General features: G+C 58.5%; 13 protein-coding genes. 9 read left to right on the forward strand and 4 right to left on the reverse strand.

Annotated elements, in window-relative coordinates; translation table 11 throughout:
• Positions 1 to 63: 63 nt before the first annotated feature.
• From rpmB to EST62_RS00750, 3 genes are all read left to right on the forward strand, one after another.
• Complete coding sequence (gene rpmB / locus EST62_RS00740) at positions 64 to 282, forward strand: 50S ribosomal protein L28 (RefSeq protein WP_129050204.1); 219 nt, start codon at positions 64 to 66, stop codon at positions 280 to 282.
• Positions 283 to 354: 72 nt separating this feature from the next.
• A complete protein-coding gene (rnhA, locus tag EST62_RS00745; protein ID WP_129050205.1) occupies positions 355 to 795 on the forward strand; it encodes a ribonuclease HI in 441 nt (146 codons plus the stop codon).
• A gap of 31 nt (positions 796 to 826) precedes the next feature.
• Entirely contained in the window at positions 827 to 1,843 is a 1,017-nt protein-coding gene (locus tag EST62_RS00750) for a hypothetical protein (RefSeq protein WP_245153374.1), read from the forward strand.
• Positions 1,844 to 1,848: 5 nt separating this feature from the next.
• Here the strand turns inward: EST62_RS00750 and tilS are convergent, their stop codons facing one another.
• The gene (gene tilS / locus EST62_RS00755) at positions 1,849 to 2,844 is read right to left on the reverse strand and encodes a tRNA lysidine(34) synthetase TilS (RefSeq protein WP_129050207.1); all 996 of its coding nucleotides are present in this window, start codon (positions 2,842 to 2,844) and stop codon (positions 1,849 to 1,851) included.
• Between the two features lie 195 nt (positions 2,845 to 3,039).
• Between tilS and EST62_RS00760 the strand changes: the two genes are divergently transcribed.
• From EST62_RS00760 to EST62_RS00775, 5 genes are all read left to right on the forward strand, one after another.
• On the forward strand, positions 3,040 to 3,690 hold the full coding sequence (locus tag EST62_RS00760; protein ID WP_129050208.1) for a phosphatidylserine decarboxylase: 651 nt from the start codon (positions 3,040 to 3,042) through the stop codon (positions 3,688 to 3,690).
• Positions 3,691 to 3,838: 148 nt separating this feature from the next.
• On the forward strand, positions 3,839 to 4,033 hold the full coding sequence (locus EST62_RS00765; protein WP_129050209.1) for a twin-arginine translocase TatA/TatE family subunit: 195 nt from the start codon (positions 3,839 to 3,841) through the stop codon (positions 4,031 to 4,033).
• Positions 4,034 to 4,232: 199 nt separating this feature from the next.
• Entirely contained in the window at positions 4,233 to 4,373 is a 141-nt protein-coding gene (locus EST62_RS13335; RefSeq protein WP_167599089.1) for a hypothetical protein, read from the forward strand.
• An 82-nt stretch (positions 4,374 to 4,455) separates the two neighbouring features.
• On the forward strand, positions 4,456 to 6,162 hold the full coding sequence (gene recN, locus EST62_RS00770; RefSeq protein WP_129050210.1) for a DNA repair protein RecN: 1,707 nt from the start codon (positions 4,456 to 4,458) through the stop codon (positions 6,160 to 6,162).
• A 391-nt stretch (positions 6,163 to 6,553) separates the two neighbouring features.
• Positions 6,554 to 7,252, forward strand: coding sequence for an FkbM family methyltransferase (locus EST62_RS00775; RefSeq protein WP_167599090.1), 699 nt, complete (start codon positions 6,554 to 6,556; stop codon positions 7,250 to 7,252).
• Between the two features lie 174 nt (positions 7,253 to 7,426).
• Here EST62_RS00775 and EST62_RS00780 read toward each other — a convergent pair whose 3' ends face one another.
• The 3 genes from EST62_RS00780 to EST62_RS00790 all read right to left on the reverse strand — a co-directional run bounded on the left by EST62_RS00780 (position 7,427) and on the right by EST62_RS00790 (position 13,363).
• A complete protein-coding gene (locus tag EST62_RS00780) occupies positions 7,427 to 7,609 on the reverse strand; it encodes a nucleotidyltransferase domain-containing protein (protein WP_209019395.1) in 183 nt (60 codons plus the stop codon).
• A 230-nt stretch (positions 7,610 to 7,839) separates the two neighbouring features.
• On the reverse strand, positions 7,840 to 8,586 hold the full coding sequence (locus EST62_RS00785) for a hypothetical protein (protein WP_129050213.1): 747 nt from the start codon (positions 8,584 to 8,586) through the stop codon (positions 7,840 to 7,842).
• A gap of 247 nt (positions 8,587 to 8,833) precedes the next feature.
• A complete protein-coding gene (locus EST62_RS00790; protein ID WP_129050214.1) occupies positions 8,834 to 13,363 on the reverse strand; it encodes an AAA domain-containing protein in 4,530 nt (1,509 codons plus the stop codon).
• Between the two features lie 283 nt (positions 13,364 to 13,646).
• Between EST62_RS00790 and dapA the strand changes: the two genes are divergently transcribed.
• Positions 13,647 to 14,537: a 4-hydroxy-tetrahydrodipicolinate synthase gene (gene dapA, locus EST62_RS00795; RefSeq protein ID WP_129050215.1), complete on the forward strand. Its 891-nt coding sequence runs from the start codon at positions 13,647 to 13,649 to the stop codon at positions 14,535 to 14,537.
• Positions 14,538 to 14,574 lie beyond the last annotated feature (37 nt).

Genomic DNA, 14,574 nt, shown 5'->3' on the forward strand with positions numbered 1-14,574 from the left:
TTTCGTTTTTACGAACTATTGAGTATCTTCCGGTTCAATTTTTTAACGCCAATCGATCCAACCATGTCCAAAGTTTGCATACTGACCGGAAAAAGGCCGATATACGGCAACAACGTTTCCCATGCCAATAACCACACCCGCACCCGTTTCGAGCCGAATCTGCATACCAAGAGAATCTGGATCGAGGAAGAAAAGCGCTGGGTCAAGGTTCGCCTGACCGCAAAGGCGATGAAGATCATGTCCAAGACCGGCACCGCCGAACTGGCCAGGCTTCTGAAGTAAGCATCGCCAAAAGCGAAGTTTCCCAATTCCTATTTGACAAGGCTCATCCACCGGTTGAGCCTTTTTTTATCCATGGAAAAAACCATCACCATCTACACCGACGGCGCATGCAGCGGCAATCCGGGCAAGGGCGGCTGGGGCGCGTTGCTCATGTACGGCGGCACCCGGAAGGAGATTTCGGGATACGCCCCCGCCACGACCAACAACCGCATGGAGATGATGGCCGCCATCAAGGCGCTTGAAGCCCTGAAAGAACCTTGCCACGTCGATCTGTACAGTGATTCAGCGTATCTGATCAACGCCATGAACGAAGGGTGGTTGAAGCGCTGGCTGAAAAACGGCTGGAAAACCGCTTCGAAGAAGCCGGTGGAGAACATCGACCTCTGGCAGGAAATCGTGAAGTTGACTACATTACACCGCGTCACCTTTCACAAAGTCAAGGGCCACAGCGACAACCCGCACAACAACCGGTGCGACGAGCTGGCCCGGCTTGCCATCAAGGATAACTCCTAACTTTTTCTGCCTTATGAGCGGCAATGAGTCAATGCCCGCAACGCCTGGGTTGCAGGCCCCAAAAAAGAAAGGCCCGAAAGTCATCGCCACCCTTTTTGTCATGGGGCTCGTCGTCGTGCTCACAGGCTACCTCTGGATCAACTGGAAAAAACCGCGCCTCGCGCCCGAACCGCTCTCGCCGGAGCTGACGACGATCATACAGAACATGCCCGGCACCTCCGACGCCATGATCTACGTCGGTATGAAGGATATTCGCGAGAGTAAATTCTGGAAAGAGGCCGTGCCTGATTCGATCAAAAACAGCCCGCTCCTCAGCCTCGGCAAACGAACCGACAGCCTGATGAACGTTGCGGGTATCGATCTCAACAACGATCTCGACACGCTGCTCGTCAGCTTCCAGCGCTCTGGCCGAAAGCAGCAGAACTACATTGGCATGGCCTGCGGCCCGGTCGCCCGCAAGGCGCCGTTCCTCAAAGCCGCGAGCCTCCGGACTGCGGAGGTTGCCGGACGGCAAGCGTACATGCTCGACAGCACGCTCTGGGTCAGCCCGATGGGCGGCAGTCGGCTCGCCATCGCCAGCAGCAGCGACAACCTCGAAAAGTTCTTCAGGCCATCCGGCCATCTTTTCGAGCGCGATTCGACCACGGCTTCGCTGATCAGAAAAACACCCTACAAATCGCACGTCTGGTTCGCCCTCGCCTCGCCACGGTGGACAGCGGGCGCGCTGCAAAGCCTCACCTCGAAGAACAGCGATATGAAGTCGGTCGGCAATCTGAACCGTTTGCAACAGATTTCGATGTCGGTGAAGTTCGACGACAACGGACTCAAGGGGCAGTCCGAATGGGTTTACAAGGATCGCCAGGCGGCATTCTTCGCCTCCACCTTCCTGTGGGGCGCTATCGAACTGTCGAGCATCTCCGGTTCGAGAACCTCGGAGTCGGCCAAGGAGCTGCTCAGGCACCTCAAGGTGAGCCAGAACCTCGAATCGGTCATCGTCACGGCTGACCTTCCGGAAACCATCTTCAGGAAAAGCAGCAAAAAAGAGTGAGCGCGTTACCGGTGATCTGACGGATCACCGGTTTGCCGGAACCGAAGGAATCCATCCTGCCGAACCGCCTCGACGCCCTCGCCAACCGGAACGCTCCGGCCCGACTGATTGTCGAGCAACCCCGCGATCCGGGCGAGCGACTGGCTGTCAACCGCAAGCCCCCGCAACTTCAGCGCCCGTTTGAAAATCTCTTTCCGCTCGAAAATCGAGAGCTGCCGCATCGTGCTGACGTGCAGCTTGCCGCCCGCGAGGTCAAGGCCCGGCTGCGCTTCAAGCAGGCGCGAAATGTGCAGATTGATGAACGCTTCGAGTTCACCCGCCTGCTCCGAAAGACGTTGCATCGATGGCGAAAATTTGCTCCCGAATCGCTCTTCGATCACCGGAATCACGCGATTTCGGATAAAATTACGGTCATACTCGATGCCTTCGTTGGTGTGATCGTCTCTCCAGTCGATCTGCTTTTCTTCGAGATACGTCACGATCTCCTGCCGACTGAAGGGCAGAAGCGGCCTGATGATCGCGCCGTGCCGCGCCCGTATTCCCCGCAAGCCCGAAACCCCCGTGCCGCGAAAAAGATTGAAGAGCACGGTTTCGGCATTGTCGCCGCTGTGATGGCCCGTCGCGATCCGGCTATAACCGGCCTCGCGGCACAGCTCCTCGAAAAAGTCGTAGCGCAGCGCGCGCGCACTCTCCTCGACGGACTTTTTCCACGCCGACGAAACGCTCGCCGTATCGAAGCGCCGCACGTGGCAATCGAGGCCAAGCGCCCGGCACGCAGCGCGGACGAACGCCTCGTCGCCATCGCTCGCCTCGCCACGGAGCGTAAAGTTGCAGTGCGCCACGCCGAAGCAGCAGCGCAGCACCGGCGACGCCGCCGCGAAAAGATGCAAGAGCGCCATCGAGTCCGGCCCGCCGGAGACCGCCAGCAGCACCGCGTCGCCGCTTCCGGCAAGCCTCTGCCGCCGGATATTTTCAAGAAATTTTTTCTCGATCCTGTTCATTGAGTCGCCTGTCCGCTTGCTCATTTTTGCGATGGAAAATGCTGGCCGATACCACGTTTTCGGTGATCGACGAGAAACATACTATCGCCGATCACCCGTTTTTGCAATCCTGCCGACGGCCGCCCGATCGAACGCAATGATGGTAAATAAGACAAATTTTTCTATCATGAAGCCTCAAATCTGGATCATCAGCTCATGCGCATCGCACCATACGGAACCGGCAGCGTCGTCAAAACCGCCATTTTCTGCATCGTCATCTGCATCGCGGGCATCTTTCTGCCGCAGCCCGGAGGCTCTATTCTTGCCGTCGCCGCGCTTCTGTTTCTCCTCTTCACGCTCTATTTCTATCGTGACCCCGAACGCGCCGCGCCTGCCGAACCTGGCCTCGTCATCGCGCCCGCCGACGGCAAGATCGTGCTGAAGCAAACGGTGGATCACCCCGTCACCGGGCCGAATTCGACCCTCGTCAGCATCTTCATGTCGCCCTTTAACGTCCACGTGAACCGGATTCCCGTCGATGGCACGGTGCGCGATCTGCAATACCACGAGGGCAAATTCCTGATGGCCTTCGACCACCGCAGCATGTCGGACAACGAGCGCATGGAGATCACGCTCGACACCGCCGCCGGGCCGGTCTGGTTCTCGCAGGTATCGGGATTCGTGGCCCGCAGGATCGTCTGCCGCCTCGAAGCCGGGCAGGAGGTAACGCGCGGCAAACGCTTCGGCATGATAAAGCTCGGATCGCGGGTCGATATAGCTCTTCCTGCCTCGGTGCGCGTCACGGTTTCGGAGGGGATGCAAACCACTGCGGGCGAAACGGTTCTCGGCGGAAGGGAGCGTTTTTGATCGAAAACTTTTTGGTTTGAGTGCCTTCTTTGTTAAGTTTTGTTTGCGGTAACGCGCAAACTACCGGTGTCATGAAACCATAACCGCAATCGCGGAGCAAGCTTTTCAGGACGCCACATCAATTTGTACACTTTCCGGAGATACATCCATGTTCGGTTTAGGCGGCCAGGAACTCATTCTCATTTTGCTCATCGTCCTTCTCCTTTTCGGCGCGCAGAAACTGCCCGAACTGGCCAAAGGACTTGGCAAAGGCATCAAGGAGTTCAAAAAAGCTCAGAGTGAAATAGAGGAAGAGTTCAACAAGACGGTGGACGAGCCATCGAAAAGCGAGAAAAAGTCCTGAATCAGAAGATGCGCTTCAGCCATTTTTTTTCATAGACACACTACCTGCCCGGCAGCGATTCCCCTTCTATCCGGCAACCTTTTCAGGGTAGTCGGCCACGCGGGAACCATCGCAAACAACAGACCATTCACAGTTTTCCAGACTCGCCACCGGGTCTGGAGCTGAGCTGTCGATCAACCCTATCTGACCCCTGAATGCGATGCCTCTGCCATCTTTGTTTCATGAACTCACCGCCGGGAACATCACCTGGAACGGCAGCGAAAACTCCGGCAATCCGCATCCGCCGAGCCGTTCACTGATCGCGATTCGGCGACACGCGCAGGGTGACCGGAAGCGGTAACAGCAAGCAGCGCTTTTCAAACACGCTTTTTTAGCGTTATCTTTGGAGCTGTCAGCCCGCCGAACCCATAACGCTCCATTTCATGCTCAAAAGCCTCTACGTCAGGGATTTCGCGCTCATCGACGAACTTTCGGTCAGCTTCGCACCCGGCCTGACCATCATCACCGGCGAGACCGGCGCGGGCAAGTCGATTTTGATGGGAGCGCTGAACATGGTGCTCGGCGAGCGGGCGAGCGCGGAGATGGTACGGGCCGGAGCGCGCAAGGCGGTGATCGAGGCGGTCTTCGGCAGCGAGCATTACGAGGGCATCGGCGAGATGCTCGACGAAGAACAGATCGAACGCACGCCGGAGCTGATTCTGCGGCGCGACATTTCGGCGACGGGCCAGTCGCGCTGCTTCATCAACGACACCCCCTGCACGGTTTCGCTGCTCAAGCGCGCCGGGCAACAGCTCGTCGATCTGCACGGCCAGCACGACCACCAGCTCCTCCTGCACGCCGAAACGCACGCCGGAATGCTCGACGGCTTCGGCCTCCTGCACGCCGAAACCGCGCAATACCGCGCCACGCTCGACGAATACCGCACGCTGCGCCGCGAGCTGCAAAGCCTCAACGAACGCGCAAACGCGCTCCGCGAGAAGCGCGACTTCATCGACTACCAGCACAGGGAACTCGACGCGGCGGCGCTCGTCGAAGGCGAAGAGCAGTCGATTGACGAGGAGATCAACCTGCTCGAAAACGCCGAAACGCTCTTCAGCCTTGGCACGGAGCTGGGCGAGAACCTCTACGAATCGGAAAGCTCGGCCTACACGGCGCTCGCCTCGGCGGTGCACCTGCTCGAAAAGCTCAACGCGATCGACAAAAGCTTCACCTCCTGGCTCGAAGAGCTGCGCGGCGCGACGGCCACGGTCGAGGAGCTGAACCGCCACGTGGGGCGCTACACGGGCGGCATCGAGTTCAACAGCGACCGGCTCGAAGAGTTGCGCCAGCGACAGATGCTCTTGCAGCGGCTCGCCAAAAAGCACGGCAAAAGCATCGAAGAACTGATCGCCCTGCGCGACCGCCTCGCCGAAGAGCTGTCGCTGGAGGAGAATCTGGCGGGCGAACTCGCGGCCATCGAAGCCGAAATCCAGAAGGCGCGTGCGGCGCTTTCGGCATCGGCGAACTCGCTCTCGGAGCATCGGCGCGAAGCCGCCGGGCGGCTGGAGCAGGAAATCATAGCGGGCCTCTCGACGCTCGGCATTCCGCACAGCGCGTTCGAGGTGCACTTCACACGCGAAGCCGCGCCGGACGGCGACATCGAGATCGACGGCACGCGCTACAAGGCGTTCGACAACGGCTGCGACCGCGTCGAGTTCATGATCTCCACCAACCTCGGCGAGTCGCCCAAGCCGCTCGCCAAAGTGGCCTCCGGCGGCGAAATCTCGCGCGTGATGCTCGCCATGAAGAGCGCACTCGCCCGCTCGGCGGAGCTGCCGATCCTCGTGTTCGACGAAATCGACACCGGCATCAGCGGCAAGGTCGCCCAGTCGGTCGGCTTCAGCCTCAAGCGCCTCTCGCGGATGCACCAGATCATGGCCATCACCCACCTCCCCCAGATCGCCGCGATGGGCGACCTGCACCTCGCCGTCGTCAAGCGCATTGAAGCCGACCGCACCCTCACCGGCGTCGCCCCGCTCTCGGAGGACGCCCGCACCCGCGAAGTAGCCCGCCTCTTCAGCGGAGCCGACATCACCGAAACCTCGATTCAGCTCGCCGAAGAGCTGATCGAAGCAGGCCGGTCGGCGTGAAACATGGGAACGCCGTCCCGAAAACTTTCGGGACGGCATCTTTTATTCAGTTTATGCTTGAGAAAATCTCGTAATCTTCGTATCTATAAACCGTAAGCCTCGCCGTTGGGTTTATTCAGTACCCCTCACGAGACGGCCTTCTGAATGAGCAGAACTGATCTGCTGTTACACGAGCGTCGAAAATGCTGACAGGTGCTTAGATTCTACGGTTGTTTTTATGCCGATCCTTATAAGAAGCATAAATAAAACGTAATCCGGTACTTAAGTAGTTAATAATTATGCCATTATCGGCATTCAGAATGGTTTTTCGATTGCGTCTTATATGGGTTATAATTCAAAAATCCGCGGTTTAGGCGGATCAGTATAAACAATGTTAGGTGGAGAAACCAACATGAAAAGCATTGCTCGAAAACTAAGAACCCTTGCAAAGGTAGCCCTCGGCAAGGAGTTGATCATAAAACCGGAAGTATACTGCGAGAAAATAAGATTTGGTTCAGATTATGGTGGCTGGGATGTCGTTAACGAAAGCCTAAACCCCCATTCAGTGGTTTATTCGTTTGGCGTTGGAGAGGACGCATCGTTCGATGTCGCCTTGATTGAGAAGTACGATCTCATTGTTCATGCTTTCGACCCAACACCAAAGTCAATCGAATGGGTGAAGAGGCAAGGGTTCCCAGATCATTTCATAATGCATGATTATGGAATAGCTGCATTCAATGGGAATATCTCCTTTAATCCTCCAGAAAATCCCGACCATGTTTCGCATACCATTCTTGACAGACAATCTACAAAAACGAAGGCAATATCGGTCCCAGTGAAAAATCTCAGCAGAATAATGCAAGAACTGGGGCATTCCCACATTGACATCCTTAAGATGGACATTGAAGGCGCAGAATATGATGTTATCAAAGACATCTACAAGTCGGGAGTTAGGCCTGGGCAAATCCTGATAGAGTTTCACCACAGATTCCCCGGTGTCGGCATCAGAAAAACAAAAGAAGCGATAGATAGCATAAGGTCTATGGGCTATCAACTGTTCAATGTCTCCGCTACCAATGAAGAATACTGCTTCATTCGATGCACCAGCTAACAAGGCGCTGCATCGGACGGCAATTCCGCTGCGCTTCATTGCCGCCGGTGAGCTTTGTCGTTAGATATAGGAAGCGAAACAAGCTATCAATATTCACGACAATATCTCAACATTGGATATTTCTACCCCCTTGCGAAATGACTCTGCAATATCATTCCAATCCAGAACATCAACTCAGAACGGCAATTCGGATTCCTGAAATGTTTCCTTGATTTCTGCGAGCAGTTTCCAGTCGAGCGCTGATTCGGTCTTGATGGCAAGGTCGAGGTCTGACCAGATTTTTGCCGTGCCGTGAATCCGGGAGCCGAAGACGATGATTTCAGCTTCCGGCACGAAACGATTCAGAATGTTTCGCACCACTTCGAGTTCGTCCGATTTAAGTACAGCTCATTGCCTGATGCCGTAAGCATACAACGGAGAATGCGTCATAATAACCCGATCCGAAGCCCTTTGCGTGATTGACATGCCCTGAAATGCAGAATTATCATCATCGCGGATCAGAAAATGATTGGACGGCTCTGGAAAAAATCATAATAAAAGGCGGCACAAACACCGCCTTTTATTTCTTTGCACAGTAATGCAATTCTTTACTCGTTGGATTCCCCCATCGAGGCGGCTTTCTCCATCTCCTCGGCAACGTTGACCTCCTGAACAGTGTAGCCAGCCGGAATCTCGAATTTTGACGCCGGAACGGCAACATTTTCCTCGATGCTTGCCGCTTTCATGGAGATGCTGCCCATTTCGCTTTTCAGCACGATATTCTTGTACATCACACCAAAAACACGCGCATCAGGCAGCTCCTTGTTCATCGCAACCGAGTACTTCTTGCCGGTAACTCCCGCAATCGTCTCCGTCCCCTCCTCGCGGTAATCCATGTTTTTCTTCAGCTCATTGACATCCAGGGATTTGGCCATCGCCTGCGCCATCTCCTGAAACTCCCGGAGGTCGCTCTTTGTCGCCACCTTGCTGGTTTCATCCTTGCCGTTGACGGTTTTCTTTATTTCGTAGGAAATACCGGTATGACCATCAGTGACCTGCATGGTATGCTCATACGTCTTGATTCCCATGACATTCGATTCCGTAACCCTTTCCACAGCCTCTTTTCTGCCATAATCGTCAAAATAGAGCGTTTCGGTAGTCGTTCCCATGCCCATAAGCTTCTGCGGCTCATAATGCACGATTCCCGATTTGATTTCATAACGCTTCGGGAGCGATTCTCCTGAAAGTGAAGAGACCGCATCAGATACCGGGTTATCCGATTTTGAACAGCCGGAAATCACGGTCATCACGGAGAGAAGAGCGACACCTGCCGTACGGCTTACAAAGTTTTTCATGAAAGTAACTTATTATTATATAATGATAAAACGGCGCACACACCTTTCGGCGACAAAATACGCGCCCCAAATGTAGCGAAAAATTACCCAAAAAAAAGACTGGCAATGACGAGAAAAACTTCATAGACCGTTTCGGGAAAACCTCAATATAACGTAAATGAAAAGCACTTTTCCAGAGATCGGAAGCGTCTTCGAGCGCCGACTGACGCAGCGATCAGGAGGTGCATCAGGTTTTCGGAGACGCCCTTCAGCGTGGCGTTTCTTCATACACCGAGACGATCAGCGAGCGCTTTTCAACCAGCTTTGGCGCGCGCGCTATCGAGCCGAGCGGCTCGATGCCCATTGCCGACAGGCGTTCGGTGAGTTCGCCGAGAAGCTCGTCTTGGTGAAGCCGCCACGTCGAGGCGAAGCAGCGCCAGAACGTCCAGCCCGCGCGCTCCAGAACCCGCTGGCGAGCCAGATCATGCGGCCAGCGGTCGGGGCCGTGGAACTCGTCGCCGTCGCACTCGACGGCCAAGCGAGCGTCGCCCGCGCCTTCGACAACCATGTCGATGCGGTACGCTCCCGTCTTCACCTGCGGAATCACGCGATAGCCGCGCTCGACCAGCGCGGAGTACACCTCGCGCTCGAAGCCCGATTCGCACCGGTCGATGAGCATTTCGGCCTCCTCCTTGTCGGCGATGAGCGGCTTGTCGAAGTGCTGAAGAAGCGAAACCCGCAAATCCTTGGCGGAGAGATGCGACGCCGTGACGGAGCGCACGAGGTACATCCGGTCGCGCGCGCGGCTGGCGGCCACGTTGAAGCGCTGCTCGAACATGTTGCCCGAAAGCGCCTTGCAGTTTGCGGGATCGACCACCATCGAGAGGAAGATGATGTCGCGCTCGCTGCCCTGAAAGGTTCGCGCATCGCCGCACTCGAACCTGCGCCGAAACAGCTCGGCGGTGTTGCACCGGTTGCGCACCAGCGTATCGATATATTTTGCCTGCTCCATGCCAAGCAGTGACACCACGCCGATGGTGCGGCCCTCGAAGCGCTCGCTTGCGAGCAGCGCCGCGATTTCGTCGGCAATGAAGCTCGCCTCTTCGCGGTTGCAGTCGTCGCGGCTTCGCACGCCATTTTCGACATGGACATCCACCAGCGGCGGGTCGATCCGTTCGCTCCCTTTCGGAATCCGCAGCGGCTGGATCGCGCCCTTGTAAAACGTCCGGTTGGAGTAGGCGATGATCGGCGGTACGCACCGGAAGTGCTCGCGCAGCATCACCTGCCGCGCCGCGAAGACCCGCGCCGCCAAGTCGTAGAGCGAGCTGCCCGGCGTCATCGCCTCCCGGAAAGGCTGCTCCGCGAGGAAGCGGTCACGCAACTCCTGCACTCGCTCGGCGGAGACGAAACCGGCGTCGGGCGAGACCTGCTTGTCGTCGCCAACCACCAGAATCGTCTTGCCGCGCAGAATCGCGGGCAGCGCCCAGATGTCCGACTGACTCGCCTCGTCCACGATGACGAGGTCGAAAGCGCCGAGATCGGCGGGCATCGATTCAGAGACCTTGGCGTGGCTCATGATCCAGCACGGAATCGCGCCAGCGGCGCTGGTCATGTGGCGCCGCGCATCCCGGCGATGGCGCGTCGCGTTGGGGCCTGTGCCGCGCCCGATGCGCCGGATCGCGGTGGCGTAGCCTTGCAGCGCTTCGAGCACGCGCGGCGATGCGTGGAGCTTGGTCTCCATCCACGCCGCCAGAGCGACCATCTCCCGGTAGAGCTTCGCAAGCCCCTCTTCCAGATCGCGGCGGCGGGCCGAGAGCTTCACCAGCTCATCGCGCGACTCGATCTGTTGGAGGTAACGCTTGACTCGCGCCCAGCTCCAGGCCATGCGCCAGTTCACCGGAAGCGCCGCGTCCTCGCCGGTTTGCGCCACCGGCACGGAGCGGATGCGGGCCGCGAACTTCGGCGCTCCCGCCTGGGCGAAGCGGTTCGCGGCTTCGCTGACGCACCCAAGCTCCGGACTCAGCGCCTTGATGCGCCGAAGCTCGCCAAGCAGCGCCGCGTATTCTGCGGCAACCCGCTCTGCCGCAAGCGCATCGTTTCCGAGAGATTCATCGACCAGCGCCTGGAGTTTTTCCGAAACGGGACCGGAAGTGCCCGCCAGTTTGGCCTTCAGGGTTGACAACTGCGTCGCCGCCTTTGCCAGATCGGCGCGGCTCAGATGAACCGTCAGATGCTCCCTCACCTTCGCAAGCGCTTCCGATGTTCCGTGCAGCAGCGTAACCGGCGCCTGAGCGAACACCGCCTCCGCGCGGCGCACGAGCGTGACATCATGCTGCGTGGCGAGCTGGTGCGCCTTGCGGGCCGTCGAGGCGACAATCTCGATTCGGCGCAGGTCGCCGACGCCGCCCTCCAGCACCGGAGCGGAGAGTGTCGGCGCGAACTGGTTCCAGCGCGTCAGGAACGAGACGACGCGCAAATGCAGCTCCATGAAGCTTTTGACATGTTGCCACTCCTCGGCGCTCGACGGCGGCAAGCCCGCCACCCTCACTTTCGCCACCGTATCCCTGACCTCGCGATTGCCGAACGCGATGAGTCCGAAAGGTTTGCCGGTCTGTGCGCCGCGCTCTACCGCCTCGCTCACCTTCGGCGAACCGAGCGCTTCCGGCGGAATCTCGACCGGCTTTTGCAGAAAAGTGGCGCGAGCATCCGTCAGCGCCGTGATTTCGCCGAACAGCGCTTCGAGCGCCTGGCGTTCGGCCTCGAACGATTGTTGACGGCACTTCCGCCTCAGCTCATGCGCCCAGCTCTCGCCCAGCTCGTCGATCGCTTTCAGAATCGAACAGACCACCTCGATAGCGCCCAAAAGCTGCCGCGCCTCATCGAGCACTTCGGGTGTCACCGCCTTCAGGGCGGGTAAAGCTCCCTCGTCCACCAGCCTCTCGATCTCGCGCATCCGCACCAGCACGCCGTGCAACTGCGCCACATCGGCTGGTTGCGGCAGGTCGTCAGCCGACGGCGTGTTCGCTTCGACATACGCCAGATCGCCACCAAGCTTGCGCCGCGCCTCGCGAAGCCTCCCGGCCTCCTCATCCGAAAGCGGCGGCGCGAATTCGGGCGAGAGCGTGATTTCGTCGTCGAACCAGCCATGTTCGGCCTCGCCGCTGATGACCAGTTCGGCGAGCTCTTGGGCGCGCATCGGGTGGCCATCGACCGGCACTTCGGCAAGTTGCGTTTCCGCGATGTCGTCGATACGGCTGTCGATGCTCGCGAGTTCGGCGTGCGCCCGGTCAATCTTGCTTTTACAGCGTTCGATCTCCTGGCGGGTAAGTTCCGGATTGAGCTGCGAGACACGCGCCTGAATCGTGTTGATCGAGTTCTCGAACTGCCGCAGGCTTTCACGGTCGCCGGTGAGCATCGCCACGGTCAGCGGTTGCACCTCTTCGGGAATCTTGCCTTGCAGCACCGCGAGCGCCGGTTCGCCCTTCGAGGTCACGAGCACGCGCCTGCCGGTGGCGAGGTAGTGGCAAATGATGTTGGCGATGGTGTGCGTCTTGCCGGTGCCGGGCGGCCCCTGCACCGCGACGCCCTCGGCCTGCTCGAGCTGCTGGACGATGGTGACCTGCTCCTGGTTGTACGGCAGCGGAAAGAACAGCTCCCGAATCTCGCCCTTGCCGCGATCCGGGGCGCTGCCGGACAGCCCCCGAAAGCTGATATTCTCGAACGGCACCGGCTCGTCCGAAGGCAGCGTGACGAATGCGCCCGGGCCGTTCGGAATGTCACACCCCTCAGCGAGGCGCGTCCTGAGGCTTTGCAGGTCGTCGAGCAGGTAGTTGTTCGAGCGGGGCCGCGTGAACAGCGCCCACGAATCGGTGACGACGAGATGCTCGCCCGGCGGCGGCACGGCTCCATCTCCTTCCGGCGAAGGCCGGTACGCGCCGGAGCTGTCCATGTTGGTGGCGACGAGCTTCAGAAGGTCGGCATAGGAGCCGGGATCGAACGGTGTGACGGGGCGCTCCTGATTCAGCTCGATCTGCTGACGCGCCGCCCGCTCGACCTCGACGGCGACTCGACCCATGCAGCTTGCGAACGCATCGCCCTCGTAGCGGGTATCGGTGGCTCGCGGACGCAAACAGAGCGCCATCGTCGCCTCGTCGATGCCGACCTCCATCTGCTGCGTCAACAGCGGATACTCGAAATCGACCCGTGAAACCTTGCTCTGCGACTCCTGCCACCGCAACCGCCAGGTCGCCACGCCCATTCCCCAAACAAGCTCGGTGGGCCGGGCAGTCTCTTCGGCTTCGAGCTGGTGCTTGATGGCAAACAGCGCACCGTAAAGATCGATCGTCTGGCGGCGCGGTTTTTCAGACTCCGCCCACGCCTCCCAGAGCGCCGAGTATTGAGCGAGGGCCTCGTCAAGCAACTCGCGATGCTGCCGCTCCAGCGCCTCGATCTCCTCCGCCGTTTTACCCTCCGCGGCGGACAAGGCGTGCGCCGTCACCGCGTCATCATCGATGGATGGTTTGGCTCCGTCGGGATCGTCGCTGAAGTGGATGAATCCCCTGTTTTCCTCGTCGGGCGCGGGAGGCTTGTGTGCTTCGAGTCGATGAACACGCAGCCAGAAGTGGTCGCCCTCGACGCTGATGTCAGATTCGACGCTCGGAAGTCCGGCGAGATCGGTACGATGCCGGAGAAACTCCCTGGTATTTGACAGCCTGAAAGCGCGAGGATTGATCTCCTTAGCTTGCTCCTCGATATAGTCAAGCAGCCGTGTCAGCAGATCGCGCGAATTCACATCCATTCTCTTTTCTTTTTCATCGTTGAGGCCGGTCGCTTAATTAACCTGAAAATAATGAAACAACAGCAACCTGTCCGGTTTGGTCAGAACAGATTGTTACCTCGCGCCTGTTTGCCTGGCTGACAGGTTTTTGGAAGCTCTGCTTCGCCGTTCGATTTACAGTTTTTTATAAATCCATCTCATTGGCTACATTCAATTCATCATGAAGGCTGAATCGAGTGCGCTCCCGACCCGGCGTCCCCAGAGCGCTGGCAGCCTTTAACCACTTTAGAATCAAGCAGTTCTCATGTCCAATCGCCTTATTTCAGGTTCAGCCGTAGCCCTTGTCACGCCGTTCCACCAGGACGGATCGATAGATTTCGACGCCATCCGGCGGCTGGTGCGGTTCCATCGCGAAGCCGGAACCGACATCGTGCTTCCCTGCGGCACCACCGGCGAGTCGCCCACCCTCACCAATGAGGAGGAGGCGGAGATCATCCGCACGGTGCGCGAGGAGGCTGGCGAGTCGATGATGGTGGCCGCCGGAGCAGGCACCAACGACACCCGGCACGCGGTCGAGCTGTCGCGCAACGCCGAAAAGGCCGGAGCGCAGGCCATTCTCTCGGTCGCGCCCTACTACAACAAGCCTTCGCAGGAGGGATTCTACCAGCACTTCCGCCACGTGGCCGAAGCGGTTTCGGTTCCGGTGATCATCTACAACGTGCCGGGCCGCACGGGCTGCAACGTGAGCGCCGAGACGATTTTGCGCCTCGCCCGCGATTTCGAAAACGTGCTCGCCGTCAAGGAGGCGTCGGCCAACTTCGAGCAGATCATGACGCTCATCGACGAGCGCCCGGAGCGCTTTTCGGTGATGACCGGCGAGGACGGGCTGATGCTGCCCTTCATGGCGCTCGGCGGCGACGGCGTCATTTCGGTGGCGGCAAACCAGGTGCCGAAGGTGGTCAAGGGGCTGATCGACGCCATGAAGGCAGGCAACCTCGAAGAGGCCCGCGCAATCAACCGCAAGTATCGCAAGCTTTTCCGCCTGAACTTCATCGACAGCAACCCCGTGCCGGTAAAGTACGCGCTCTCGCTGATGGGCATGATCGAGGAGGTTTACCGCCTGCCGCTGGTGCCCATGGCCGAAGCCAACAAGGCGATTTTACGCGACGAGCTTCAAAAGCTCGGGCTGATTTGAGAAAGAAGAATAGGTCTTATAGGACTTATAGGACTTA

The sequence above is a fragment of the Chlorobaculum sp. 24CR genome, assembly GCF_004118635.1.
Taxonomy (GTDB): Bacteria; Bacteroidota; Chlorobiia; order Chlorobiales; family Chlorobiaceae; genus Chlorobaculum.

Coding starts and splice junctions, on each gene's coding strand:
- tilS (WP_129050207.1), bottom strand. CDS start 2,844: ATGAACAGGATCGAGAAAAAATTTCTTGAAAATATCCGGCGGCAGAGG.
- dapA (WP_129050215.1), top strand. CDS start 13,647: ATGTCCAATCGCCTTATTTCAGGTTCAGCCGTAGCCCTTGTCACGCCG.
- EST62_RS00785 (WP_129050213.1), bottom strand. CDS start 8,586: ATGAAAAACTTTGTAAGCCGTACGGCAGGTGTCGCTCTTCTCTCCGTG.
- EST62_RS00750 (WP_245153374.1), top strand. CDS start 827: ATGCCCGCAACGCCTGGGTTGCAGGCCCCAAAAAAGAAAGGCCCGAAA.
- EST62_RS13335 (WP_167599089.1), top strand. CDS start 4,233: ATGCCTCTGCCATCTTTGTTTCATGAACTCACCGCCGGGAACATCACC.
- EST62_RS00765 (WP_129050209.1), top strand. CDS start 3,839: ATGTTCGGTTTAGGCGGCCAGGAACTCATTCTCATTTTGCTCATCGTC.
- EST62_RS00760 (WP_129050208.1), top strand. CDS start 3,040: ATGCGCATCGCACCATACGGAACCGGCAGCGTCGTCAAAACCGCCATT.
- EST62_RS00790 (WP_129050214.1), bottom strand. CDS start 13,363: ATGGATGTGAATTCGCGCGATCTGCTGACACGGCTGCTTGACTATATC.
- recN (WP_129050210.1), top strand. CDS start 4,456: ATGCTCAAAAGCCTCTACGTCAGGGATTTCGCGCTCATCGACGAACTT.
- EST62_RS00775 (WP_167599090.1), top strand. CDS start 6,554: ATGAAAAGCATTGCTCGAAAACTAAGAACCCTTGCAAAGGTAGCCCTC.
- rnhA (WP_129050205.1), top strand. CDS start 355: ATGGAAAAAACCATCACCATCTACACCGACGGCGCATGCAGCGGCAAT.
- rpmB (WP_129050204.1), top strand. CDS start 64: ATGTCCAAAGTTTGCATACTGACCGGAAAAAGGCCGATATACGGCAAC.